This is a genomic window from Marinomonas fungiae, from assembly GCF_001418205.1.
Taxonomy (GTDB): domain Bacteria; phylum Pseudomonadota; class Gammaproteobacteria; order Pseudomonadales; family Marinomonadaceae; genus Marinomonas; species Marinomonas fungiae.
In genome coordinates this window covers 108750-134336 of record NZ_LIQF01000003.1, presented here as the reverse complement: position 1 = coordinate 134336, position 25587 = coordinate 108750, and the positions used below count along the sequence as shown (strand labels likewise).

28 protein-coding genes and 1 riboswitch are annotated in these 25587 nt (G+C 46.0%); of the genes, 6 read left to right on the top strand and 22 right to left on the bottom strand.

Annotated features, from left to right (window positions below):
* Nucleotides 1-6: 6 nt before the first annotated feature.
* From ASC49_RS05620 to ASC49_RS05610, 3 genes are all read right to left on the bottom strand, one after another.
* Nucleotides 7-474 carry a nucleotidyltransferase family protein gene (locus tag ASC49_RS05620; RefSeq protein WP_082443725.1) on the bottom strand — a complete coding sequence of 156 codons (468 nt, stop codon included), beginning with the start codon at nucleotides 472-474 and terminating at the stop codon, nucleotides 7-9.
* A 148-nt stretch (nucleotides 475-622) separates the two neighbouring features.
* On the bottom strand, nucleotides 623-1360 hold the full coding sequence (locus tag ASC49_RS05615; protein ID WP_055462249.1) for a hypothetical protein: 738 nt from the start codon (nucleotides 1358-1360) through the stop codon (nucleotides 623-625).
* Complete coding sequence (locus ASC49_RS05610) at nucleotides 1318-2238, bottom strand: hypothetical protein (protein ID WP_055462248.1); 921 nt, start codon at nucleotides 2236-2238, stop codon at nucleotides 1318-1320. Before ASC49_RS05610 ends, ASC49_RS05615 begins: the two co-directional genes overlap by 43 nt.
* 410 nt (nucleotides 2239-2648) lie before the next feature.
* Between ASC49_RS05610 and ASC49_RS05605 the strand changes: the two genes are divergently transcribed.
* The gene (locus ASC49_RS05605) at nucleotides 2649-3614 is read left to right on the top strand and encodes an integron integrase (protein ID WP_055462247.1); all 966 of its coding nucleotides are present in this window, start codon (nucleotides 2649-2651) and stop codon (nucleotides 3612-3614) included.
* Between the two features lie 371 nt (nucleotides 3615-3985).
* On the opposite strand, the gene thiH is transcribed toward ASC49_RS05605, so the two are convergent.
* The 6 genes from thiH to rsmI form a co-directional block, all read right to left on the bottom strand.
* Entirely contained in the window at nucleotides 3986-5146 is a 1161-nt protein-coding gene (thiH, locus tag ASC49_RS05600; RefSeq protein ID WP_055462246.1) for a 2-iminoacetate synthase ThiH, read from the bottom strand.
* Complete coding sequence (locus tag ASC49_RS05595; protein ID WP_055462245.1) at nucleotides 5143-5916, bottom strand: thiazole synthase; 774 nt, start codon at nucleotides 5914-5916, stop codon at nucleotides 5143-5145. Before ASC49_RS05595 ends, thiH begins: the two co-directional genes overlap by 4 nt.
* A gap of 1 nt (nucleotide 5917) precedes the next feature.
* The gene (gene thiS / locus ASC49_RS05590) at nucleotides 5918-6115 is read right to left on the bottom strand and encodes a sulfur carrier protein ThiS (RefSeq protein ID WP_055462244.1); all 198 of its coding nucleotides are present in this window, start codon (nucleotides 6113-6115) and stop codon (nucleotides 5918-5920) included.
* Complete coding sequence (thiE, locus tag ASC49_RS05585; protein WP_055462243.1) at nucleotides 6096-7235, bottom strand: thiamine phosphate synthase; 1140 nt, start codon at nucleotides 7233-7235, stop codon at nucleotides 6096-6098. Before thiE ends, thiS begins: the two co-directional genes overlap by 20 nt.
* Nucleotides 7236-9239: a phosphomethylpyrimidine synthase ThiC gene (gene thiC / locus ASC49_RS05580; protein ID WP_055462242.1), complete on the bottom strand. Its 2004-nt coding sequence runs from the start codon at nucleotides 9237-9239 to the stop codon at nucleotides 7236-7238.
* Nucleotides 9240-9375: 136 nt separating this feature from the next.
* A riboswitch (TPP riboswitch) is annotated at nucleotides 9376-9480 on the bottom strand.
* 63 nt (nucleotides 9481-9543) lie between these two features.
* Entirely contained in the window at nucleotides 9544-10398 is an 855-nt protein-coding gene (gene rsmI / locus ASC49_RS05575) for a 16S rRNA (cytidine(1402)-2'-O)-methyltransferase (RefSeq protein WP_055462241.1), read from the bottom strand.
* Nucleotides 10399-10433: 35 nt separating this feature from the next.
* Here rsmI and ASC49_RS05570 point away from each other — a divergent pair, with 35 nt between their 5' ends.
* From ASC49_RS05570 to ASC49_RS05560, 3 genes are read left to right on the top strand one after another with little or no spacing between them, the layout of a single operon-like run.
* Nucleotides 10434-12263, top strand: a complete 1830-nt coding sequence (locus tag ASC49_RS05570) for a penicillin-binding protein activator (RefSeq protein ID WP_072242053.1) — start codon at nucleotides 10434-10436, stop codon at nucleotides 12261-12263.
* The gene (locus ASC49_RS05565; RefSeq protein WP_055462239.1) at nucleotides 12223-12600 is read left to right on the top strand and encodes a YraN family protein; all 378 of its coding nucleotides are present in this window, start codon (nucleotides 12223-12225) and stop codon (nucleotides 12598-12600) included. Before ASC49_RS05570 ends, ASC49_RS05565 begins: the two co-directional genes overlap by 41 nt.
* Before the next feature lie 9 nt (nucleotides 12601-12609).
* The gene (locus tag ASC49_RS05560; RefSeq protein ID WP_055462238.1) at nucleotides 12610-13203 is read left to right on the top strand and encodes an SIS domain-containing protein; all 594 of its coding nucleotides are present in this window, start codon (nucleotides 12610-12612) and stop codon (nucleotides 13201-13203) included.
* A 7-nt stretch (nucleotides 13204-13210) separates the two neighbouring features.
* Here ASC49_RS05560 and ASC49_RS05555 read toward each other — a convergent pair whose 3' ends face one another.
* The 8 genes from ASC49_RS05555 to zapE all read right to left on the bottom strand — a co-directional run bounded on the left by ASC49_RS05555 (nucleotide 13211) and on the right by zapE (nucleotide 19329).
* Nucleotides 13211-13597: a ClpXP protease specificity-enhancing factor gene (locus ASC49_RS05555; protein WP_055462237.1), complete on the bottom strand. Its 387-nt coding sequence runs from the start codon at nucleotides 13595-13597 to the stop codon at nucleotides 13211-13213.
* Nucleotides 13598-13663: 66 nt separating this feature from the next.
* Entirely contained in the window at nucleotides 13664-14296 is a 633-nt protein-coding gene (locus ASC49_RS05550; protein WP_055462236.1) for a glutathione S-transferase N-terminal domain-containing protein, read from the bottom strand.
* Nucleotides 14297-14408: 112 nt separating this feature from the next.
* A complete protein-coding gene (locus ASC49_RS05545) occupies nucleotides 14409-15194 on the bottom strand; it encodes a cytochrome c1 (RefSeq protein ID WP_245624647.1) in 786 nt (261 codons plus the stop codon).
* Nucleotides 15194-16429 carry a cytochrome b gene (locus ASC49_RS05540; protein ID WP_407067170.1) on the bottom strand — a complete coding sequence of 412 codons (1236 nt, stop codon included), beginning with the start codon at nucleotides 16427-16429 and terminating at the stop codon, nucleotides 15194-15196. Before ASC49_RS05540 ends, ASC49_RS05545 begins: the two co-directional genes overlap by 1 nt.
* Nucleotides 16429-17025, bottom strand: coding sequence for a ubiquinol-cytochrome c reductase iron-sulfur subunit (gene petA / locus ASC49_RS05535; RefSeq protein ID WP_055462235.1), 597 nt, complete (start codon nucleotides 17023-17025; stop codon nucleotides 16429-16431). The genes ASC49_RS05540 and petA overlap by 1 nt, the downstream gene beginning before the upstream one ends.
* Nucleotides 17026-17225: 200 nt before the next feature.
* A complete protein-coding gene (rpsI, locus tag ASC49_RS05530) occupies nucleotides 17226-17618 on the bottom strand; it encodes a 30S ribosomal protein S9 (RefSeq protein ID WP_055462234.1) in 393 nt (130 codons plus the stop codon).
* Nucleotides 17619-17633: 15 nt separating this feature from the next.
* On the bottom strand, nucleotides 17634-18062 hold the full coding sequence (gene rplM / locus ASC49_RS05525) for a 50S ribosomal protein L13 (RefSeq protein ID WP_055462233.1): 429 nt from the start codon (nucleotides 18060-18062) through the stop codon (nucleotides 17634-17636).
* A gap of 157 nt (nucleotides 18063-18219) precedes the next feature.
* Nucleotides 18220-19329 (bottom strand): cell division protein ZapE, encoded by a 1110-nt coding sequence (gene zapE, locus ASC49_RS05520; protein WP_055462232.1) that lies wholly within the window; start codon nucleotides 19327-19329, stop codon nucleotides 18220-18222.
* Nucleotides 19330-19459: 130 nt separating this feature from the next.
* Between zapE and ASC49_RS05515 the strand changes: the two genes are divergently transcribed.
* Nucleotides 19460-19900: a DUF1043 family protein gene (locus ASC49_RS05515; RefSeq protein ID WP_055462231.1), complete on the top strand. Its 441-nt coding sequence runs from the start codon at nucleotides 19460-19462 to the stop codon at nucleotides 19898-19900.
* A gap of 77 nt (nucleotides 19901-19977) precedes the next feature.
* On the opposite strand, the gene ASC49_RS05510 is transcribed toward ASC49_RS05515, so the two are convergent.
* Entirely contained in the window at nucleotides 19978-20739 is a 762-nt protein-coding gene (locus ASC49_RS05510) for a Nif3-like dinuclear metal center hexameric protein (RefSeq protein ID WP_055462230.1), read from the bottom strand.
* 64 nt (nucleotides 20740-20803) lie between these two features.
* Between ASC49_RS05510 and ASC49_RS05505 the strand changes: the two genes are divergently transcribed.
* On the top strand, nucleotides 20804-21802 hold the full coding sequence (locus ASC49_RS05505) for a S1C family serine protease (RefSeq protein WP_245624646.1): 999 nt from the start codon (nucleotides 20804-20806) through the stop codon (nucleotides 21800-21802).
* Nucleotide 21803: 1 nt separating this feature from the next.
* On the opposite strand, the gene ASC49_RS05500 is transcribed toward ASC49_RS05505, so the two are convergent.
* From ASC49_RS05500 to murA, 4 genes are read right to left on the bottom strand one after another with little or no spacing between them, the layout of a single operon-like run.
* On the bottom strand, nucleotides 21804-22340 hold the full coding sequence (locus ASC49_RS05500; protein ID WP_055462228.1) for an SRPBCC family protein: 537 nt from the start codon (nucleotides 22338-22340) through the stop codon (nucleotides 21804-21806).
* Nucleotides 22341-22353: 13 nt separating this feature from the next.
* Nucleotides 22354-23664 carry a histidinol dehydrogenase gene (hisD, locus tag ASC49_RS05495; protein ID WP_055462227.1) on the bottom strand — a complete coding sequence of 437 codons (1311 nt, stop codon included), beginning with the start codon at nucleotides 23662-23664 and terminating at the stop codon, nucleotides 22354-22356.
* A gap of 6 nt (nucleotides 23665-23670) precedes the next feature.
* Nucleotides 23671-24309, bottom strand: coding sequence for an ATP phosphoribosyltransferase (hisG, locus tag ASC49_RS05490; protein ID WP_055462226.1), 639 nt, complete (start codon nucleotides 24307-24309; stop codon nucleotides 23671-23673).
* A gap of 1 nt (nucleotide 24310) precedes the next feature.
* Nucleotides 24311-25573, bottom strand: a complete 1263-nt coding sequence (gene murA, locus ASC49_RS05485) for a UDP-N-acetylglucosamine 1-carboxyvinyltransferase (RefSeq protein WP_055462225.1) — start codon at nucleotides 25571-25573, stop codon at nucleotides 24311-24313.
* Nucleotides 25574-25587: the final 14 nt, after the last annotated feature.

Below are 25587 nucleotides of genomic sequence, written 5' to 3'. Positions count from 1 at the left end.
ACCTTGTTATGCATGTTTTTCTATTGCCTCAATGTCTTCTCGATCTACCGCTCGATCCAGGATCTTCTTATATCCGATGAGATCCTCCGCCGATATGAGCGGCACTTCGACTCCAAGGACTGCCACATTTCGGGTGTGATAGAAATTAACCAGCAACGGAACCCACCGCTCTGTAGCAGCACTGAAGATTCTCGCATCCTCTGCGTTTCCGACCTCGACCTTAGTGCCTTTATACATAAACTGTACGTACTCAAGATCCCAACCTTCCCCGACATAGCGCTGGGCCGGCTTCGAGATGTACTCAGAGGCAGCGGCTACTACTGCCTCGAAATGCTCATTGGGCACAAACAGGTCTATATCGTTGAGCGGGCGATTTGAGCCATATCCGATGGCCGCGAGTCCACCGCAAACCACGAAGGGAGTTTCCTGCTTGGTTAAAAGACTGACAATCCACTCCAGCGCTTCAGTTGCCACGAATTTTCCTCTTGAATGCATAACGCTAGCGGTGATGGGCTTGTCGTAGCGGGGTTTCTTGTGTGCTAGGCTCTTTTAGCACACAAGAAGCACCGTGGAAGGCAAGTCCCTCTCTACCGCCATTGTTATGTGGCTTTATAAATAACATCTATTCTTCGGTATCATTTAAATCAATGTCCAGTGGAATAGGTGTACTATGAAAAATCATCGCAGAACTTTCGGATCCTATGCCGTGCAGAACATATTCTTTTAAGTTTGTGAAATCAGAGTAATCGCATTCCCCCCCATACCCGTACATCCCTGACTCATATTCTATGTGAGTAACTTTATCGCCATCTTTTTCCAACTCTTCTATCCAGAAGCGAGGATTACTATTAGACTTGGGCTTTATTACGCATTTAACACCCCTCAACCTTGAGTATGACTGCTCAGCATATTCTTTCATAAAAAAAGATCCATCATTTGCGAGGTCTTGAACTAGCCAAGTCAAAATATGGCCCATAAATTCTTCGGCGTGGCTTTCAGCGGGAATTAGACACCTTGACCAAAAACAACCTATTTTAAGATTTCTAGCCAATCTACCCAGATGTACGATGGACTCTAATACAGCGACTACTGTTTGATGTGACTTCAACTTAGCAGCATTACATCCTAAATATGAAAGGGTCTCCATACACCTATATGAAAAGTGTGAGTTCCCATTATTTAATGCGGAAACACCCAGCGCCTTTATATCATACGCATATATAGATACGTTATATTTATCAAAATTCTTCAGGCTATTATTCGATTCCTTTTTCTCTAGGTTGTAAATATTAACTTCAGATATTCGGTGAACCGTATTTAGTATTTTTGTTGGCTCAATAATACTATGTGATTCAAGCATTTTTTACCAATCCAAATGCAATCTGAAACAATTGACCTCGTTAGATCGGAGCATGGATCATTTATAACATTCTCTTTCATCAGAAAAGAGCAAAACTCACTCGATAGCGTCTGAAGAAACATCCTACTTTTATCTTTCTCTATGACGTTAGTTATAATTGAACGCAGCCTATTTCTAGCAATGAACTTAACGCCATCATCTATTCTGCAACCATCGTCTACTTCGGTTTTAAAAGAATAAAATGCTACAACCGTATTTAAGACAGAACTTAAAGATTTCCTAAAAACTGGATAATCGTTATTTTCAATGGACAGATTAACAACGACCGTTATTGAATCCCAGATATCTTCATTTTCAAGGCCAAGGGTGGTGGGTTCGAAGCTATAACCGTGTGCAGGAATTTGATACTTTTCTCTGTCTTTAGTGTAGCTCTTATGTTTTTCTACTTCTTTTTCTAGCTCTCTTGATAACTGGATCAAATATCTATCGATCACTTTTTTTCTAGATATTTTATCTATAAAAAATTTAGGACTTATATATTTATCCGTCAAAGATGCATTATCTATTGCAGAAAAAACCAATACTGGAAGAATTAATAACGCTATTATCCCAAAGTAATCAGGGATGACTAAGTAACTTATTAAAGGGGCAAACGGTAGCGACAGCAAAGCTACAATATTGGCCCACTGCCTCTTAGAAATCTCACTATATATAGCCTTATACTTTGAAAGTTGATAACCAAAAAAAGTAAAATTTATTGAGAATATAGCTATTGTGAAGTTAGCCCCAAGAAGCCAAGGCGTTATTTTTTGCACATCAGAATTCATTGAGCCAAACAAAAGTAAGGACAAAACAATGAGTAAAATTATATATCTCAACTATATCCCCTGATAATGTTTAATATACTTTTTGGAACATCTTGACTCACGAACTTCTCCACTGCGTCCAAGCCACATAACATTTTAATAGTACGCATGCGCGTTTACACTTGCCGAGGCCTTGAAACAAAACCTTCTAACGATTTGTTCTATCAGCATTTTTCAGGCTTACACCATAGCAACTCAAAACCTGAAATCGAGCATGCGCGTTATATCTTTTGTCCACAGCGCGTTATTCTGGCTGTGGCGTTGTTTAGTTATTGATCCTAGTACACTTTTGTAGTCGCTTCCATGACAATGCGAGAAACTGAATAGCATTTAGATCATAAAAACAGGCATCCAATTTGCGAACATAAAAATAGACTGTATATTTATACAGATTAAAGCAATATATCCACAAGGAGTGTGTGATGTCTTCCAGTCCATTTATGAATCACCTTCGCAGTGAGTTGCGTATACGTGGCTACAGTATGAAAACGGAAAAGTCCTACTTGTATTGGATTCGTTATTTCATCAGATTCAACAAGCTAAAACATCCTAAACAGATGGGAGCCAACGAGGTAAGAGCGTTTCTTTCCTTTCTGGCAACAGAGCAGCATGTTGCTATCAATACGCAGAAATCAGCCTTGAATGCGCTTGCATTTTTGTATAACAAAGTGCTTGAGCAGCCACTTGGAGATCTTGGTTTTCAGCATGCCAAGCAAGGTCGGCGTTTACCATCTGTGTTGTCTGCGCCTGAAGTTAAGTCAATTATTGATCAAATTGAAAGTGAACGAGACAGACTCATTCTTGCATTACTATACGGCAGCGGGCTTAGGATCAGTGAGTGTTTGAGAATTAGAATTCAAGACGTAAATTTGGAACAAGGCAGCCTTGTTGTTCGGTGCAGTAAGGGCAATAAAGATCGGACCACTATTCTCAGTCAAAAGCTGGAAGGCCTTATTTCCAAGCAAATTGAAACAGTGAAATTAATACAACAGCAAGATAATGATAGAGGCTATGGGCCATCACTTCCCTTCGCTTTAAGCAAAAAATACCCTAATGCATTTCGACAACTGAGTTGGATGTATTTATTTCCATCGACCACTTTAAGCCCTCACCCTTTAACAGGTGAGCTTTGCCGCCATCATCTTCATGACTCAGTGCCGCGAAAAATACTTAAAAAAGCCGTTCAGTTAGCAAACATCCCAACTAAGCGCGTGAATTGTCATACTTTCAGGCATTCTTTTGCAACCCACCTTCTAATGACTGGCAGAGATATTCGAACAGTCCAAGAGCTATTGGGGCACAGCGACGTCTCAACTACACAGATCTACACACATGTTATTGGACAGCATTTTGCTGGGACTAACAGTCCTCTTGATAACATAATTTGACTGGTTGTCCCCGCGTGCAGTGAGGTCGTACAAAACCTTGATCGCGGGGTGCAACCCGCACGTACTAGGTCTGCTGGGTCTAATTGGCAACATTCCATGTGTTTGATTCGCGCTGACGTTCGAAGGGAGGAACGACCTGAGATTTGCGCAAGCGAATTGAATTACATGGAATGATGCCTCAAAGCAGTTGGTGAAGCCGAAGCTGGTTACTTGATGATGCGATACTGGTCGGGGTAAGATACCCCTCTTACGAGGTTTCGAGGTGGAGCAAAGTTCGTTTGCCGGTGCAAGTTGATTAACCCCTCCCTAGCCCTCCCCTTAAAGAAACAAGGGGAGGGAAAATGAATTACCCCAGATATGAAGCAGTTCAATTAGGCGAGGTTAAGGGAGATGTCCCAGTCTTTCCAGACGACTTCGCGGCCTTGGGCACGGATGGCGTTGGCGATTTCGGTGACGCTACGTTCGTCGCTGATTTCAAATTGCTCTAGGGCTTCTTTGGCATCGTCGGCGTAGCCACCCGGTTGGGTTTTCGATTCCGCGCTCATGGTGGTGAAGCCCATGCGGGCGGCGTGGTTACGAAACTCCGCTGACTCACGGGTGGAGAGGCTCATCTCTAAATCTGCATCAAACAAGCGCCATGCGGCGATCAGTTGTACCAGTTCCAGATCAGAAATCACGGACTTGGGTTCGATGCCACCAGCACAAGGGCGAATGCGCGGAAACGCCACACTGAAACGTGAGCGCCAGTAGCGTTTTTGCAGGTGCCTTAGGTGGTGCGCCATCATCATGGAGTCGGTGCGCCAGTCGTCTAAGCCAAGCAGTACGCCTAGACCGATTTTATGTACCTTGGCTTGACCTATACGATCCGGCGCATCCAAACGGTAGTTAAAGTCGGACTTGTTACCTCGTAGGTGATGCTCAAGGTAGGTGCTGCGACGATAGGTTTCTTGGTAGACCAAGACGCCATCAAGGCCGAGTTCTTTGAGCTGAGCGTATTCCTCCATTTCCAGCGGCTGCACTTCCATCGAAAGCTGGCTAAACGCAGGTTTAAACAGCGGCAGCATACGCTCGAAGTATGGCATGGAGACTTTTTTGGTTTCGCCTGTCACCAGCAAAATATGATCAAAGCCCTTTTGCTTAATGGCTTTAATCTCGCGCTCAATCTGCTGCTCGTCCAAGGTTAAACGCTTGATGGCGTTGCTCATGGAGAAGCCGCAGTAAGTACATTCGTTGGCACAGGTGTTGGACAAATACAGAGGTGCAAACAGGCTGACGGTATTACCAAATCGCTGTTGGGTTAAGCGCTCGCTTTGCGCCAACATTTCATTTAGAAATGGCTTGGCTGCAGGGGAAATCAGCGCGGCAAAGTCATTAATATCACGTTTTGGTTTTGCCAATGCTCGGCGCACATCGGCTTCGGTCGCTGCAACATGCTTAGCCGTTGTGGCATCCCAGTCTAACACTTCGAGTTCTGCACTAAACTGGCCTTCGATTGCTGGGCTTTGATGTAATACGCGTATGGCTCCACTCATACCAGCTCCTTCAGGAACTCAGTAAATGGGCTAGAGGCTTCCGCGGTTTGCTGTACTTTGCCAGTACCCGATTCATAGGCCATGCGCCCTGCTTCGACCGCTAGTTTAAAGGCTTTACCCATGGCTTCAGTATGCGACGCCACGGCCATGGCGGTATTGACTAAAACGGCATCTGCCCCCGCTTCTAATGCCGCTGCCGCATGAGACGGTGCGCCAATACCGGCATCGACGATCACGGGTACGTTGCTCTGCTCGATGATGATGTCGAGAAATGGCTTAGAGGCCAAGCCTTGGTTGGAGCCAATTGGTGCGCCAAGGGGCATAACACATTGCGCACCCACTTCTTCTAAGCGCTTGCACAGCACTGGGTCGGCGTGGATGTATGGCATCACCACAAAGCCAAGACGCACCAGTTCTTCGACCGCTTTTAAGGTCTCAATCGGATCCGGCATCAGGTAACGGGGGTCAGGGTGGATTTCCACTTTCACCCAGTTGGTCTCAAGGGCTTCTTGCGCCAATTGCGCGGCGTAGATGGCTTCTTTGGCATCGCGCGCGCCAGACGTATTGGGCAGTAGCTTAACGCCTAATTGCTGGAGCGGTTTTAGAATGTTGTCCGAGCCACTTTTAAGGTCCATACGGCGCAATGATAAAGTCGTCATTTCGCTGCCGCTGGCCAAAATGGAGGCGATCATTTGTTCTTGGTTGGCATACTTGCCCGTACCGGTAAACAAGCGTGATGAAAAAGTATGACCTGCAATCGTAAGTGACATATTAGCCCCCTGCAATGGATTCGAAGATATCGATACGGTCGTTGTCTTTTAATACGCACTCCGACCACATACTGCGCGGTACCACTTGCTGATTCACCGCGACGGCGACCCGTTGTTCAGCACTGACATAGTTTTCCAATAGCGCCAATAAGGTACTGTGTTCAAACTGAACCGGCTCATCATTCACATACAACTGCATCGCTTGCTCCCTTATCAACCACCGCTTTGAGTAACGTCTGAGTCGCCAACTTAGGATCGTCCGCACGCGTAATCGCGGTGACTAAGGCAATGGAATCCACGCCTGTGGCTTTCACTTTCGGTAGGCGCTCTGCATTGATGCCACCAATGGCCACCGTTGGGTAAGCACCATTGATCAGCGCCACATATTGACCTAAGCGGGTCAAGCCCTGAGGCTGAGAAGGCATATCCTTGGTCACGGTTGGGAAGATATGACCGAGCGCGATATAGCTTGGTTTTAAGTTAAACGCGCGCATGATTTCGAAGTAACCATGGGTGCTGATACCTAGGCGTAAACCCGCCTGCTGAATCGCGGTCAAATCCGCCACTTCGATATCTTCTTGGCCCAAATGTACGCCGTAGGCGCCCAGCCCAATCGCCAATTGCCAGTAATCATTGATAAACACCTGCGCACCGTATTGCTGCCCGAGGGCTATCGCCTGTTGAATTTTAAGCTTTAGATCTGGGTCGTTGGGATCTTTGATACGAAGTTGGGCTGTCGTCACCCCCTGCTCTAACACCAACGCCAACCATTCCACCGTATCCACTACCGGATACAGGGTAAATAGCTCTTTGCGAATCGGGGCAAACTGCCCGTTTTGAGGCAAGCAATGATCATTGGTAAACGAGGTATTTGGGAACCAAGTGCGATCCTCAGGCCAACCAGCACCACCAGCAAGAGCTTGTTGAGTCAGCCATGCCAGCGCCAAGGTCATGGCATCTAAATGCTCGTAGCCTTGTTCGATAAAACATGCCAAGGCAACGGCCAGGTCGTTTTGATTAATCTTGGTCAGCTTGTCCGCTTGAAAGTGGGCAATGCGCTCATCTTGCAGCCATTTCACGGACACCTGATTACCTTGGCAAACGGCTTGGTAGGCTTTGTCTGAGGCATCCAACTCTGTGACAAAGCGCCACGTTTCAGTATGGGTAGTCAGCGTTAATCCATTATGGCTAGGCTCAATCCGAACGTCATCCGTTATGGAGTGAAGCACTCGACACCCTAGGTGTCGAGTGTTGTCCAAAACAGAAGATTTAAACCCAGCGTCCGTAAACGCTATCTGTTTAACATCTGTTGTGGTCATTTACTGTTCGGTCTCCAACTCGCCCTCAGACTGTTTGTCTGCTTTACGCTTGTCTGCGCTCAACTTGTCCGTAGTGAGATAGACATCACTGCCCAGCTCTTTAAATTGCTCAGACATTTGCTGCATACCTTCTTCCGCCGTCACATCCAGCGCTTCAATTTTTTCAAGACCCGCGGCGTAGTCGCGCACTTCTTGAGTGATCTTCATGGAACAGAATTTTGGACCACACATCGAGCAGAAGTGAGCCACTTTGCCGGACGCTTGTGGCAAGGTTTCATCGTGGTAAGAGCGCGCTGTTTCTGGGTCAAGAGATAGGTTGAACTGATCTTCCCAGCGGAATTCAAAACGCGCTTTCGACAGAGCGTTGTCACGTACCTGAGCCCCCGGATGACCTTTGGCTAGATCGGCTGCGTGGGCAGCAATCTTGTAAGTGATCAGACCTTGTTTCACGTCTTCTTTGTTTGGCAAGCCAAGGTGTTCTTTTGGTGTCACGTAGCACAGCATGGCACAGCCGTACCAACCGATTTGAGCCGCACCGATACCGGATGTGATGTGGTCGTAGCCGGGTGCGATGTCTTGCGTCAATGGGCCTAAGGTGTAGAACGGCGCTTCGTGACAGTGCTCAAGTTGCAGATCCATGTTCTCTTTGATGAGCTGCATTGGCACGTGACCCGGGCCTTCGATCATCACCTGAACATCGTAGTCCCACGCGATTTTCGTTAGTTCACCTAGGGTACGTAGCTCCGACAATTGCGCTTCATCGTTAGCATCCATGATCGAACCAGGGCGTAGACCGTCACCTAGCGATAGGGCAACATCGTACGCGGCACAGATTTCACAGATTTCTTTAAAACGTGTGTACAGGAAGTTTTCTTCGTGGTGCGCAAGACACCATTTCGCCATAATCGAACCACCGCGCGACACGATACCGGTTAGGCGTTTGGCGGTCATGGGCACATAACGTAGCAACACACCACAGTGAATCGTGAAGTAGTCAACGCCCTGCTCCGCTTGTTCAATCAAGGTATCGCGAAACACTTCCCAGTTAAGATCTTCAGCGACGCCGTCTACTTTTTCTAGGGCTTGGTAAATCGGTACCGTACCGATGGGGACAGGCGAGTTACGTAGGATCCATTCACGAGTTTCGTGGATGTTCTTACCGGTCGATAAGTCCATCACAGTGTCCGCACCCCAGCGCGTCGACCAAACCAGCTTCTCAACTTCTTCTTCGATGGAAGACGTAAGCGCTGAGTTACCGATGTTGGCGTTAACCTTCACTAGGAAGTTACGACCAATGATCATTGGCTCAGATTCTGGGTGGTTAATATTGTTAGGGATAATGGCACGACCTTCTGCCACTTCTTTACGCACGAATTCGGGCGTAATTTCCGTCTGTATATTTGCACCGAAACTGTGGCCAGGATGCTGTTTTAGTAATAGTTCAGACTTGATCGCTTGTAGGTTTTGGTTTTCACGGATGGCGATGTATTCCATCTCTGGTGTGATGATGCCTTGGCGCGCGTAATGCATTTGCGTCACGCAGTGACCGGCTTTGGCTTTACGTACCGTTGGCAGGTGTTTAAAGCGCAGTTCATCTAACTCGCTATTTGCTAGGCGCTCTTGCGCGAAGTTAGAGCTTACACTTTCAAGTACTTCAGTATCGTTACGCTGTTCAATCCACTGCTTACGTAGTGCTTTTAGTCCGACATGCACGTCAATGTTTTCCGCTGGATCGGCGTATGGACCCGCTGTGTCGTACACGTAGATTGGCTCGTTTGGCTCAAACGTTAGGTTTTCTGGATCAGAACCGATAGGCGTATCCGTTAGATTAATCTGACGCATTGGGACTTGGATGGAAGCGTCCGAACCTTGCACATAGATACGCTCAGAGGATGGAAACGGCGTGGCCTGCAAAGACTCAATAAAGGCTTTGGCTTCTAGACGGGCTTTTTCGCGTGTTTTTTTATTTGGCTTTAAAGGTGAACTTGATTGTGTAGTCGACATTAGCAGATTCCCATTATGTTTGAATTTGGAAAAAATGCTTGTCAGGAGGGCATGCGCTTCCACGCACATGCGGCTGTTTATTTGTCCCATTCTCAATTGAGAGCTTGGGTAAAACAACGCTATTTCAGCAGAAAAGAAATGATGCTTTCTTGTTCCCTTCGCAGGTATTAGCCTGATCAGGTTCTGCGGATCCCGCATTAAAATGCGATCTCAGCCAATTAAGGCACTCCGACAAGTTGTGCATCAGTATACGCGTTTGTTTGTTTCTGTAAACAAGCAAACGCGAGATGACAGATTTAGATGGTTACTCTTCGTTCATGGCGAGCGCTTGTTTGTACAAGGCGTTTTTCTTCTCGCCCGTGATTTCAGCGGCCAGCGCTGCAGCTTGTTTTACGGGCAGTTCCTTGAGCAGAATTTTAAGGATTTTCAGCGCCTCTGAATGGTCTTCTTCCACGGCAGGAAGTGACACCATCATCACGAATTCACCACGGGTTTGGTTACTATCGTCTTCTAAAATTTGCTTAATCTCAGAAACCGAACCAGACAAGAATGTCTCAAATGTTTTCGTCAACTCACGCGCCAACGCCACTTGAACTCGATCTCCCCAGACTGCTTCTAAGTCTGCTAAACAGTCCAAAATACGGTGCGTGGACTCATAGAAAACCACTGTCCCTAGGCTAGGTACCCAGCTCGACATTTCATCACGACGAGATTTACTTTTTGCTGGCAAAAAGCCGACAAAGCTAAATCGATCGGTCGGCAAGCCTGATGCACACAATGCAGTAATCAATGCCGATGGGCCCGGCACGGGAGTAACTTTATGGCCTTCTTGACGTAAGTAGTTCACCACATGGTAGCCAGGGTCTGAGATCAATGGCGTACCCGCATCAGAGATCAGAGCAACGTTTTTACCTTCGCTTAACAGCGAAGCAATGTAAGCCGCTTTGTCGCGCTCATTGTGGTCATGTAAAGCAAACAACTTGGTGTCGATGCCAAAATGATTCATCAAACGTTTGCTGTGGCGAGTGTCTTCGGCGGCGATATAGTCAACTTCATGTAAAACTCGTTTTGCACGATCCGTAAAATCATCTAGATTACCGATTGGGGTCGCTACAATGTAGAAGGTTCCTCTCACATCATTATCAGACTGTGTTACCATGATTCCTCTTTTATAGGCTTAAGTATTGCGTGCATATGAGTTTGTTTAGATCCCGTATCATACCACTTTCCTTGGTTACATTGTCGCTAATTGGTTGTGGTGCTATTGAAACTTCCGTGCCTAGTTCTGGTATGACAAATGCCCAACTTGAACAAGGCAGTGGTTTATCTGATTACAACTACGCCCTAGCTCAAGCTCAGGCTCAATCGACACCGGAACTGGCCGCGCCCTTCTACTGGGCAGCAGCGAAGGCGCTTGTTGTAGATGAGCAATATCTACAGGCTCGGACGTTGCTTGAAACCCATGTGCTTCCCGTTCGCAGTCCAAGTCAGTTTGACGGCTACCTATTGATGAGCGACATTGCCTTAGCGCAAGACACTCCTATGCTGGCATTACAAATGCTGAGCCAAGCAGCGGAACTGCCCTATGCAGATCGTCCTGGCAACAACATTAAAGTCCTGCAGCAACGAGCCAAAGTCATGGCCTCTTTGGATAATTGGCCAAATGCGGTGAAAGATTTCATGCAGTTGAGTCTGATGCTCCCTGCAGATCAGCAAGAGCAGAACCGTAGCGATCTGTGGCTAGCCATTCAGAATCTCACCGACAACGAAGTAAGTGATCTTGAAGGCAACCAATTACCTCTATTGGACGGCTGGTTAGATGTGTCAAAAATTTTAAGACAGCAGTCTTTGACCGTAGAACAGCAAGTGGCAGAGTTTCAATCTTGGCAACAACTTCATAGCAGCCATCCTGCAGCGGTCAATCCGCCATTAGATTTCCAAATCATGGCATCGCTAGAACAAAATATGCCTACTTCGATTGCGGTAATGCTACCGATGAGCAAGGAGCTCAAAGTGGCTTCGGAGTCCATTCTCAATGGTATTTTGCAACAATATTACGCAAACAGTGATGTGCAGCCTAACCTTTATATCATTGACACAGACCAATATACCCAGTTCTCTCAGGCCTATTTGACGGCCTTAGAGTCTGGCGCTGAAACCATTATTGGCCCGCTGCGCAAACAAAACGTGGCCCAGCTAGCAGATCTTGTACAAGACGTCCCCACTATTGCGCTGAACCAATTGGAAAACAATCGCATCATCCCGAATCTGTATCATTTTTCTTTGAATGTGAGCGACGATATTCGCGAGCTAATGGCATTTGCCAAAAAACAAGGCGCTGAGAATTCAGCCATCTTATCGATGGAATCCACTTGGGCACTACGCCAAAGCGATCAGTTCAAAGAAATCGCCCAACAAACCAATTTGCCTGTACTAACGTCTATTTCTTATGACAATACACCAAACGGGCGCGCTCAAGCCGTTAAAAAACTTTTGCAAGTCGATGAAAGTGAAGCACGAATTCGAAGCATTCAACAATGGACGCAGCAAGATGTGGAGTCTACGCCACGAGCACGACGAGACCTAGATTATGTTTATTACATTGGTAAACTGGATGACGCAAAGCAGATTCGACCACTATTGAATTTCTATTTTGCCGAAGACATTCCAATGCTGGCGTCACAGACGATTCACGACAAGACACCTAGCTCAAACAGCAAAAGCGAAGACATTGAACGAATTATTTTTACTGAGCTGCCTGCGGTCTTAGAGTCGGCAGAGCAACACAGTAACACTCCTTTCGTATTGCAACGTCTGACAGCATTAGGTAACGACAGCTATTTATTGGCCAAGCGTTTAGCACTATTCGCCAATGTTAAATCGGCAAAAGTATCCGCCCGAACTGGTATTATCACGCTTGACGACGATGGCATCTTTAATCGCCGACCTAACATAGTGACTTATAAGCAAGGAGAGCTTATTGATGCTAAGGAAAGTTATTTCGCCCAGAAGGAAAAGGAATGATGGCGCCAAAGCCGAGCAGTTGGCTGAGCATTATCTAGTCCAACAGGGCTATCAGTTTATTGCTCGAAATTTTCACTCACGCCAGGGTGAAGTGGATTTGATTATGCGCAATGGACCAGCCATTGTGTTTGTAGAAGTGCGTTATCGAGCAGATGCCTCTAGAGGCAGCGCCGCAGAAAGCATAACAAAACAGAAGTATCTCCGCTGCCTGAAAACCGCAGAGTACTGGTTAATCAAAAATAATTTGCAAAGTAGCCAATATCAAATTGATGTCATTGCCATAGACGGCCCACTCGACATTAACAACATAAATTGGTTGAAAGCAGTACAGATATAGTAGTTACTTATGGATTATCAAGAAGCCATTTACACCCAGTTTGCTCAAAGCTTTGAGTCACAGCAATACGCCTTAGAAACCTTGCCTCCCTTCATTGAGCATGCTGCAAAAGTTCTCTTTAACAGCATCGCAAATGGCGGCAAGGTAGTGGCAGTAGGCAACGGTACAGGCGCCTACATCGCTCAATATTTCAGCACACTACTACTGGACCGCATGGATCGAGAGCGCCCAGGCTTACCTGCAGTCTCTTTAACTAGCAATGGCAATGCCTTGCTGGCCATCACACATAATGACAGCTATCACGATGTATTTTCTAAGCAAATCACTGCCATTGGCAACCCCGGCGACGTGCTGTTTGTTGTGGCAAACAAAGGCAACACATCCCCCATTATTCAGGCGATTCAAGCCGCCCATGAACGCAAGATGAATATTGTCGCCCTGACCACACCGGACGCGAAAAACGTGTCGTCACTGACGTCAAGAGACGATACTGAAATTAAAATCAATTTAACGGGGACAGCACGGGTACAAGAAGTACAAACAACCGTCGTCCATGCGTTAGTTGATCTGCTTGAACGACAGCTGTTTGGCTACGAAGACTAAAGGTTGCTTATTTTACAACCTTTAATGTGAAGCCTTTCTTTGGGGGCTCCGGTGGCGTTGGTTCTGGCGCTGGAGTCTCATCAAACTCCTCTGGTGGAAACACCAAGCCATCTCCATCTTCTTTCGCGTAAAGCGCCATTGCGGCGGCCATCGGCACATACACCTGCATCGGCTTGCCACTAAAGCGCGCTTCGAACGACACACCTTGCTTATCGATGTGCAAATGACGCACCGCATTCATACTAATATTCAGCACGATTTGACCATCATTCACAAATTCGCGAGGCACCACAGCCCCCGGAAAATCCGCATCCACCAATAAGTATGGCGTCATGCTATTGTCTGCAATCCACTCATAAGTGGCATTTAGCAAATAAGAACGTTTTGGAATCATTCACTGCACTCCAGAAAAAATAAAAGGGGCTATGGGCCCCTTTTGTTATGCTTTAGCGCGCCTTATTTAGTCAAGGCGCATCTCTTGTTCTGCTTCAGAAAGACTTTCTTTAAAAGACTCACGCTCAAACACAAGATCCATATATTTGTATAAGCCAGGTGCTTGCGATTTCTCGATAGCAACACCCAGTACCGGCAAACGCCACAAAATTGGAGCTAGGCAGCAATCCACGATCGTGAATTCTTCGCTCATAAAGTAAGGTTTTTCTTCAAAAATTGGTGATACGCTAATTAAGCTTTCACGCAATTCTTTTTGCGCCGTTTCTACAGCGTTACGATCTTTACTTGTTAGAATCGTATCAACTAGGCCAGCCCAGTCACGTTGGATACGATACATGTAAAGACGGCTTTCCGCTCGCGCCACAGGGTAAACAGGTAGCAATGGTGGATGCGGGAAACGCTCATCCAAATATTCCATCATTACGTTTGGTTCGTAAAGAACCAATTCGCGGTCAACTAGTGCCGGCAACTCGTTGTAAGGGTTGATGTCAGCCAATTCCTCTGGCTTGTTGAAAGGATCAACATCAATAATATCTACGGTTACCGCTTTCTCAGCCAAAACGATACGTACGCGATGACTGTAATGATCTTCCCCATCAGAGAAGAACGTCATTGAAGAGCGCTTTGCAATAACACCCATGTATAACCCCTATTCAATAAACAACGAAAACCCCATGAAGGGGTTAACTTAACAAACTAATGTGTAAATGTCCCTCTTTGAGAGGGACATTTTGGCAAAACTCATCGATTCATTAGTGAATTTCGCGCCAGTATTCTTTGTTCAACAGGTATGCAAAGATACCAAATAGAACAATGAATAATAACACTTTTATACCTAATGATTCAGCCTGTAAACGGCTTGGTTCACCCATATACACCAAGAAATTTGTAACATCGTAGGCAACTTGGTCAAATTCTTCTTCAGATAATTGACCTGCAGTTTTTTGCACAACTACATTACATTGTTCTTCCGTTAAAACATCGCCAGTTAGTGTATCAAATTTTGGCTTACCATGCTCATCCAATGCAGGCGCTTGTGCACATGTCATGTGACGCACACCTTGAAGATGCTCTAATACGTTTGGCATACCCACGCTTGGGAAGATCGTATTGTTCACACCCCAAGGGCGAGTTTTGTCTTCATAAAAAGATTTAAGATACGTATAAACCCAATCATGCCCACGTAAACGCGCTTCAAGCGTTAAATCTGGTGGTGTCGCGCCAAACCAGTTTTTGGCATCAGTACCATCCATTGCATTCTTCATCAGCTCGCCAATTTTTTTGCCCGAAGGAAGCATATTCTCTTCAAACAAATCCACTGGAATACCAAGATCATTGGCTGCGCGCTCATAACGGGCATACCCCATCTCATGACAACCTGCACAGTAGTTTGTGTAGACTTGCATGCCACGCTGCAATGAAGCTTTATCGTGAAGATCCGGCGCCATTTGCTCTAAGTGAACCGCAGAACCACCAGATGCGAAAGTCATCGCTGACGCAAACACCAGCGCCACTGTTGCGAACATCTTTTTCATCATTACACCCTCTCCGGAACTGGTTTAGTACTTTCCCATTTTGTATAGAAAGGCATCAAAATGAAGTATAAGAAGTACACTAGTGATGCAATTTGCGCGATCGTAGTACGGCTCTCAGTTGATGGCAGCACCCCTAATACACCCAAAGTCACGAAACTCATACAGAACAAGATTAGAGCAACTTTACTCATCCAACCTTTGTAAAGCATGGATTTTACTGGACTACGATCTAACCATGGCAGCACAAATAGAATTGCGATTGCACCACCCATAGCGACCACACCCCAGAATTTTGCATCCAAACCGAATAGAGGATAAGTGACTGCACGTAAAATGGCGTAGAATGGCGTGAAGTACCAAACTGGAGCAATATGCGCTGGCGTCTTCAATGCGTTAGCTGCTTCAAAGTTTGGCTTCTCTAGGAAATAGCCCCCCATTTCAGGGAAGAAGAAGATCACACCACAAAATACGAACAAGAATACCGCAACCCCCACAATGTCATGCACCGTGTAGTAAGGGTGGAATGGAATACCATCCAATGGAATACCGTTCTCATCTTTGTGTTTCTTGATATCAACGCCTTTAGGGTTATTCGAGCCTACATGGTGAAGTGCAAGCAAATGCAATACAACCAAAGCAACCAATACCAATGGCAAGGCGATAACGTGCAAAGAGAAGAAACGGTTTAGCGTAATACCAGAGATCAGGTAGTCACCACGCACCCATTGCGCCAAGTCAGGACCGATCATTGGAATTGCACTAAATAGAGAAATGATTACCTGAGCACCCCAGTATGACATCTGCCCCCATGGCAGTAAGTAGCCCATGAAGGCTTCAGCCATCAATGCTAGGTAAATGGCCATACCAAACAACCAAACCAATTCGCGCGGTTTTTGGTATGAACCGTATAGCAAACCACGGAACATGTGCAGGTAAACCACGACGAAGAATGCCGAAGCTCCGGTCGAGTGCATGTAACGAATTAACCATCCGTATTCTACATCACGCATGATGTATTCAACCGAAGCAAACGCCCCTTCAGCAGATGGGTTGTAGCTCATCGTCAACCACACGCCAGTTAGCAATTGGTTAACCAATACCAACAGAGATAACACACCGAAAAGATACAGAACATTCAAGTTCTTCGGCGCGTAGTACTTGCTCATGTGTTTTTCAAACGCTTGCGTTACAGGTAGACGAGCATCTACCCAAGCCATGAAATTTTTCATTGCAGCCATTATGCGTTACCTCCAGCGTCGACACCGACTTCGATAACAGAATCATCAATAAAACGATGAGGTGGAACGACAAGGTTTGTCGGAGCAGGCACACCTTTGTAAACACGGCCAGCAAGATCAAAGCGTGAACCATGACATGGACACAAGAAGCCACCTAACCACTTCTCACCAAGGTCTTCTGGTGCGATTTCTGGACGGTAGGTTGGAGAACAGCCAAGATGCGTACAAATACCAAGCAAAACGGCAATCTCAGGATTAATTGAGCGATATTCGTTTTGTGCGTATGTAGGTTGCTGCTCAACAGCAGAAGATGGGTCTGCCAGTTGATCGTCTAATTTGGATAAATCAGCAACTGTTTGCTTAGAACGACGCACTACCCATACAGGCTGGCCTCGCCACTCAACAATCATCTGCTGACCTACTTCTAGTTTACTAATATCGGCCTTCACCGGTGCACCAGCCGCTTTCGCTTTGGCACTTGGATTCCATGAGGCAACAAAAGGCGTTGCAATCCCTACTGCACCCACCGCACCGATCGCGCTAGTAGCTCCGAGTAGAAATCGACGACGGCCCTTATTCACGCCGCTTTGACTCATTATGGTTCTCTCCCACCAATTTACTGTCAACAAGTTCAATTCCCTAAAAAGAATAAGGATTTGAATACTTTATAGGATGTTATGGGAAAGGTATTTTGGTGACAAGGCAACATTTTTGCACATTCACCAAACACTGATTTGAGACATAAAAAAACGCCTGCAAATGCAGGCGTTTTGAAAAATACGAAGCGTAGTAAAAATTAACGCTTAGAGAACTGTGGACGACGACGTGCTTTACGTAGACCAACTTTCTTACGTTCAACTTGACGAGAGTCACGTGTAACGTAACCAGCAGAACGTAGAGTGCGACGTAGCGTCTCATCGTATTGCATTAGCGCACGAGTGATACCGTGACGGATAGCACCTGCTTGACCAGAGATACCACCACCGTTTACAGTAACGTAAACGTCAAATTTCTCAGTTGCATCAACAAGTTCTAGTGGCTGACGAACAACCATGCAAGAAGTTTCGCGACCGAAGTATTGCTCTAGAGAGCGGTTGTTGATAACTACGTTACCAGAACCTGCCTTTAGGAATACACGAGCAGTAGACGTTTTACGACGACCTGTACCGTAGTATTGAGTAGCTGACATAATGATCTTCCCGTATTAGATGTTAAGTTCTTGTGGCTGTTGTGCTGTGTGCGGATGCTCAGCGCCTGCATACACTTTCATTTTCTTGTGCATTGCACGGCCTAGAGGACCTTTTGGCAGCATGCCTTTAACAGCGATTTCAAGAACGCGCTCTGGAGCGTGATCAATCAACTTCTCAAAGCTCATAGAACGTAGGCCACCTGGGTAACCAGTGTGACGGTAGTAGTTCTTGTCAGATGCTTTGTTACCAGTTACACGGACTTTCTCAGCGTTGATAACGACAATGTAATCACCAGTGTCAACGTGAGGAGTGTATTCTGCTTTATGCTTACCGCGTAGACGGCGAGCAATTTCTGTAGCCAAACGACCAAGAGTTTTGCCTTCAGCATCAACCACGAACCAGTCGCGGCGTACTTCAGCAGGTTTTGCAGTAAAAGTTTTCATTAAAAAACCCTTTATCATTTACATGCAGTGCGCATGTCAATACCTATTATTATTGGTTATGGCGTCTATTAAGATGCCATAACGTACACATACTCAAATAAGAGCGCGCGAATTATAACCAAAGCACTTCAAAAACTAAAGCGTTTTAGCTATCTAATTATGGGCGATGCTCCAACATTAGATATTCTTCCGATTGCATTTCCAATAAGCGGCTAACAGTACGGTCATACTCGAATGCCAAACGCGTACCAATATAAATGTCAGGAATAGCCACCTCAGCTGAAATGATCACTTTGACATGCCGATCATAAAACTCATCAATCAGGTTAATAAAGCGACGCGCCATGTCATCACGGGGCGAATCGAATTGTGGCAGACCAGAGATGATAATAGTTGAATACAATTTGGCGATTTCAATGTAATCGACTTGGCTACGCGGCCCATCACAAAGCGCTTTAATGTCAAACCATGCTACATCTTCACAGCTACGCTGCAATGGAATAGAACGCCCTTCAATTTCTACATCACCCCCCTCTTCAACACTGTCTTGATTCACAACCAGACTACGGAAACGTTCGCTTAAAGCATCCGCTGACTCAGGGGTTAATGGATAATGGTAAAGCTTAGCTTGTTTCAATGTACGCAAACGGTAGTCCACCCCACCGTCAACATTCATGACTTTAGTGTGCTTATTAACCAGATCAATTGCAGGCAGAAAGCGTGCGCGCTGCAAACCATTTTTGTAAAGACCGTCAGGCTCTATGTTAGATGTTGCCACCAAGACTGTACCGTTAATGAAAAGCTGCTCCAATAAGCCAGCCAGAATCATGGCATCGGTAATATCGGTCACAAAGAATTCGTCAAAACACAACACCTGTGCTTTCTCGGAAATTTGCTTACCTACAATTTCAAGAGGGTTTTTAGTGTCATGCAATTTGCGCAACTCTTGGTGCACCATCTGCATAAATCGGTGAAAGTGTAAACGAAGTTTGCGCTCTACTGGCAGGCATTCGAAAAAGGTGTCCATTAGATAGGTCTTACCACGTCCAACCCCACCCCAAAAATAAAGCCCTTGCTCTACATTAATTTCTGGCTTCTTTTTCTTAAGAAAGCCAAACAAAGATTTCTGCGTTTTTGACGCTTTTGATCCATTTGCGACAATTCGCTCATACAAGTTCTGCAAAGCTTGTACAGCTTCTTCTTGTGCCGGATCATAGTTAAAGTCTGGACGTTTTAGGTCTTCCTGATATTTCGATAACGGGGTCATTGTCTGCGAATACACCATTGCATGTAAGATTGCGACATATTAGCAAATTGATACAGAAACCTCACTATTCCCTATATTTCCCATGGTGTATTTCCGTTATAATTCACAAAGATGTTTTGGGGAGTAAACCATGGAACTTGAAGTATTCGATATCATCGTTTTTGTTACTGGCATCATTGTAGGGTTTGTAGGCGCGCTAATTTTTCGCGCTCTCAGCAAGAAGAGCACAAACGACAAACACCAAGCAGGTGTAGCAATGGAAGCCATGCAACACGAAATGGAACGTCGCCAAGTACTTGCTGACGATCATTTCTTACAATTAAACGCACACCTAGCTGCTGCCGAGAAAAAACTGGCAGATGCTCGCAAGGCAGTTTTTGACGGGGCATCAAGCCTAGCAACCGTTGAGCTAGAAAAGCCCGAGACTACTAGCGACAACCAAGCTGAGACAGAAGAAGTGACGGCACAGCCTCGAGATTACGCAGCCAAATCTGGTGACGACGAGGGCATGCTTAGCGAAAACTACGGTCTACACCGTAAAGCACCGGAAGAACCAAGCCGAGCTTACTAGTCGACGCCCTCGCGACAGCGAATCTATAGAAGCCTGCAATTAATGCAGGCTTTTTTTTGGCATCAATCTAGCCATTCTTAAGCTGGATTTGGGATATCAATAAATTCACAATCGATCCCCCAGACATCATTAATATGCTGAGCCAAAGCCTTAGGACCAAAACACTCGGTTGCATGATGTCCTGCTGCGCAGAAATGAATACCTTCTTCTCGAGCAGTATGGATCGTCTGCTCAGACACCTCCCCAGTAATGAATACATCCGCATTGGCAGCAAGAGCCTTATTGATATAGCCTTGAGCACCACCGGTACAAAGCGCAACGTCAGAAATATGGGAATCGGACACCGATTCAAATAACACTTCACGACCCACCACTTTTTCCACTAACATCTGAAACGCTTCGGGAGACAGAGGCACTGCCAATTTACCCACCACACCAATACTTTCTTCTAAGGGCTTTTCTGACTCCAATGGACGCAACGATTCAACACCTAATGCTCGCGCTAAGTTGGCATTATTTCCAACTAACAAATGCGCATCCATCGGAAGATGATAGCCAAACAAATTAATATCATTTTTGATCAAGGCAGAAAGACGACGGTACTTCATTCCTACCACTTCTGGACGTTCCCCCTTCCAAAAGTAACCATGATGCACGATGATAGCATCTGCTTGTTTTGCTATAGCCGCTTCAATTAGCGCCATTGAAGCCGTCACACCCGTTACGATTTTGTTTATCTGGTCTTTGCCTTCCACTTGCAAACCATTAGGCGCATAATCTTTAAATAAGCGCGGCTGATATAATGCCGTCAATTTTTTCTCGAGTTCTGTTTTATTCATGATTACTCCATACACACTAAATAGTTTAAGAAGTCGTAATAGTCTTGTCTGGATACTACTAGGATTGTGGCTCGGAACTGCATTTTTATTTTGGCAGCATTATAAGAATGAGTCAGGACAAAGCTTCGCTAGCGCTGCAGCAAAAACTGCCAACTCTGTGGTGAATATTTATACATTCACCAACCAAACTTCCCCTTTTAATCATAGTAGCAGCCAGAAGATCACTAACCTCGGCTCAGGCGTTATTATATCGGAAGAAGGCTACGTCCTCACAAACCATCACGTTATTCAAGGTGCAAGTACTGTGATTGTCTCTCTAAATGATCAGAGGCAAACCCGCGCACAAATTATTGGTACAGACCCCGCCACGGACTTGGCCGTCCTAAAAGTTAACCTAGATAACCTATCTCCGATAAGCCTTGGAGATAGCGATCAACTTATGGTCGGCGATCAAATTCTTGCTATCGGCAACCCTTTCGGCATCGGTCAAACAGTCACTGCGGGCATCATCAGCGCTAAAGGCCGAGACAGCATAGGCCTCAACACCTATGAAAACTTTTTACAAACCGATGCTGCTATCAATCCTGGTAACTCTGGGGGCGCATTGGTCGACCTAACCGGCAAACTGGTTGGCATCAGTTCTGCTATCTATTCTAGCTCAGGCGGCTCACAGGGCATCGGTTTTGCCACCCCGATTAATGATGCCATCAGCATCATGAGATCCATCATTAAAAATGGCAGCGTGATTCGTGGTTACCTAGGACTGCAAGTGCAAGAAAACAACCCTCAAGTTGCTCTTGCCTTGAACCTTCCTATAGAAAGAGGCTTGATTGTCACAAGTATCGTCCCTTTAGGTCCAGCAGATAAAGCAGGCATTCGTGCCGGTGACATCTTAACATCTATTGAAAAACGCACAGACTTAAGTGCCCACGATGCACAACAATTAGTGTCAAACCTAAAACCAGGTGAAAGCATTAGTATTATGGGGATTCGCGGTACGCAAAGTTTTATTACGCAAGCGTTAGTGGAGAAACTGCCTGCGATGCAGGCAGTTGAGCAGTAGTCTATTGAGTCAGATTCGATAAACTTTTTTCGATATTAGCACCCGCAATACGGTTAGCCAAGAAAGCCAAATACGGACTTAAAAAGCCCGCGTCTAACTCGCCTTCAATCACCCACTGTAAGTGAGTTCGCCCGTCTTCTGTGACATCAATATATAGGGTATTAGGGATCGGCTGCGTTTTCTGATTGGGCTGTACTGTAAAGGTGATTGCCTCCATGGACACAGAGTCGATCACCATCGAACCCTGCTTTGTGGCTTCACCTTCATATTGAATCAAATAGCGATTGCCTTCTTGGAGAGTATCCCCCCCATCTTGCTGCACCAATTTACCTGACTCAATATACATCCAATCGGTCCATGCCTCAGGATTTAATAATCGCTCTTGAACTAAGTCGTATTGTGCGCTTTGCGCCACAGCACTGCGTTCAATACGATAATCCGAAGGCAGAAAAAAACCCACAGCAACCGCCACTAAAATAATGACGGCAGCAATGCGGGTTACATAACGCAGGGACACCAGTGCTTGAGTGGGTTGCACTGATCACTCCTTCTTAAGCGTTGTCGATCATGCGGAATTCCGCAGACACTGCGTGAGCTTCCAAAGATTCACCACGCGCCAATGGCGAGGCAATTTTTGCTAGCTCACTCGCACCTTCGTGCGAACAGTAGATGATTGAGCTACGTTTTTGGAAGTCATACACACCTAATGGTGAAGAGAAACGCGCTGTTCCAGAGGTTGGCAACACATGGTTTGGACCCGCACAGTAGTCACCTAATGCCTCTGGGGTATAACGACCCATAAAGATCGCACCGGCGTGACGGATTTTGCTCACCCATTCTTCTGGATTTTCAATCGACAGCTCCAAGTGCTCAGCCGCTACAATGTTGGCCACTTCGATCGCTTCTTCCATTGAGTCTACGTGAATTAAAGCACCACGACCTTCCAATGACGTTTTGATAATCTCTTTACGAGACATGTCTTCGATCTGACGCTCCATCGACTCTTTCACTTTGGTGATAAAGTCTGCATCGGTACTGATCAAAATAGATTGAGCGTCTTCGTCGTGCTCAGCTTGAGAGAACAAATCCATGGCAATCCAATCTGGGTTCGATTGACCATCGCTCACCACCAGGATTTCCGAAGGGCCAGCGATCATATCGATACCACAAGCACCGAATACCATACGTTTTGCCGTAGCAACGTAGATGTTGCCTGGCCCCACGATTTTGTCTACTTTTGGCACAGTTTCAGTACCATAAGCTAAAGCAGCAACAGCCTGCGCCCCACCAACCGTAATTACACGATCAACACCTGCAACATGGGCAGCTGCTAATACAATGTCATTCACTACGTTATCCGGCGTAGGTACAACCATTACAATTTCAGCAACACCAGCAACTTTTGCAGGCATCACGTTCATCAATACTGATGAAGGATATGCCGCTTTACCACCTGGCACATAAACCCCAACACGGTCCAACGGCGTGATCTGTTGACCAAGCACTGTACCGTTAGATTCTTCATATTGCCAAGATGGTTGAATTTGTCGCTCGTGGTAAGACTTCACACGCTCAGCTGCTTGTTTTAGGGCGTCTACGATCGCGCTATCAACACGCTCTACAGCCTTTGCCAACTCGTCAGCTTCGATAACCAATTCCGCCGCTGATTGCACAGAACGGCGGTCAAAACGGTTAGTGAGCTCAACTAGCGCTGCGTCACCCTCTGTGCGCACACGGTTAACAATGTCTTCTACGCTTTTTTGTACGCTTGCATCAGACACACTTTCCCAAGAAAGCAGCTGATTTAGGTCTTTACGAAAGCCTTCGTCCTTGGACGAAAACTGTCTGATATCTAGTTTCATAATCTTTTAAGCCTCAGCAGATACTGCACCATTCAACATATCCAAGATAGGCTGAATGTGTTCATACTTAGTTTTGTAAGCGGCTTTGTTAACCACCAATCGAGTACTAATATCCGCTATCAAATCACGTGCTTCAAGACCGTTAGCGCGCAAGGTATTACCGGTGTCAACAATATCCACAATTAGATCAGCTAATCCCATAATCGGGGCCAATTCCATTGCACCGTAAAGTTTAATAACGTCAGCCTGAATACCTTGCTCAGCAAAATAAGCTTTCGCTGTTTTAGTGAACTTAGAAGCGACCTTCAAACGACGATTTGGAAGCGCTTGACCTTGCACACCTGCCGTCATTAGACGACATTTTGAAATTTTAAGGTCTACTAGCTCATAAAGATTTTTGGTATTCGCTTCCATCAATACGTCTTTACCTGCGACACCAAAATCAGCAACACCATGCTCAACGTATGTTGGCACATCCGTAGCGCGCAAGATCACAAGCTTAATATGCTCATGATTAGTATCAAAAATCAGCTTACGACTTTTACTGATGTCTTCTAAAGGATAAATGTTCGCTTTCTCAAGAAGTGGAAGCGTTTCTGACAAAATGCGCCCTTTCGATAGCGCAATCGTTAAGGTTTCGCTCATGTTAATTTAGAACCCTTGATATCTTCGCACCCAATGCACCAAGTTTTTCCTCGATACACTCGTAACCACGGTCGATGTGGTAAATTCGATCAATTTTGGTTTCGCCATCCGCCACTAAAGCAGACAGCACCAACGATGCCGACGCGCGCAAATCGGTTGCCATGACTGGCGCACCTTTTAGCTTCTCTTTGCCGCGCACAATCGCTGTATTGCCTGTCACTTCGATATCCGCTCCCATGCGAACCATTTCGTTCACATGCATAAAGCGATTTTCAAAAATATTTTCGATAACTGTACCAACACCATCAGCCACAGCATTCAATGCGACAATCTGCGCCTGCATATCGGTCGGGAAAGCTGGGTATGGAGCCGTAGAGATATTGACAGACTTTGGTCGACGACCTTCCATATCTAACTCAATCCAATCATCGCCGCAGGTGATTTTAGCACCCGCTTCTTCAAGCTTAGCCAATACTGCCTCTAAGCTATCCACATCCGTATCGATCACTCGTACTTTACCGCCCGTAATGGCTCCAGCGACTAAGAAAGTACCTGTTTCAATTCGATCCGGCATTACAGAGTAAGTGGTACCGCCTAAACGCTCAACACCTTCTATGGTAATGGTATCAGTACCATGACCAGTGATTTTCGCCCCCATGGCAATCAAACACTCTGCCAGATCAACCACTTCTGGTTCACGCGCCGCGTTCTCTAAAATCGTAGTGCCGTCAGCCAACGCCGCAGCCATTAGCAAGTTTTCTGTACCCGTTACCGTCACTTTGTCAAAGAAAATACGGGCACCTTTTAGACGGCCATCCACTTTGGCAATGATATTTCCGTTATCAACAACAATATCGGCCCCCATCGCCTCCAAGCCACGAAGATGAAGATCAACTGGACGGCTACCAATGGCACAACCACCCGGCAAAGATACGACTGCACGACCAAAGTGAGCAACGAGTGGACCTAAAACTAGGATCGAAGCACGCATGGTTTTAACCAGTTCGTACGGCGCCTCACAGTTGTCCAGTGAAGACACATCTAGCTCAACATTCATGCGCTCGTCCACTACTACACCGCACCCCATCGAGCCAAGTAGCTCCAACATAGTCGTGATGTCATGTAGATGTGGCAGGTTTTTGATGGTGATTAGATCTTTGGTAAGCAGTGTCGCAGCAAGAATTGGCAGTGCAGCATTTTTTGCCCCTGACGCACGAACTACTCCGTTTAGAGTATTACCGCCAGTAATCAGCAATTTATCCATTTACTTCTCTCTTA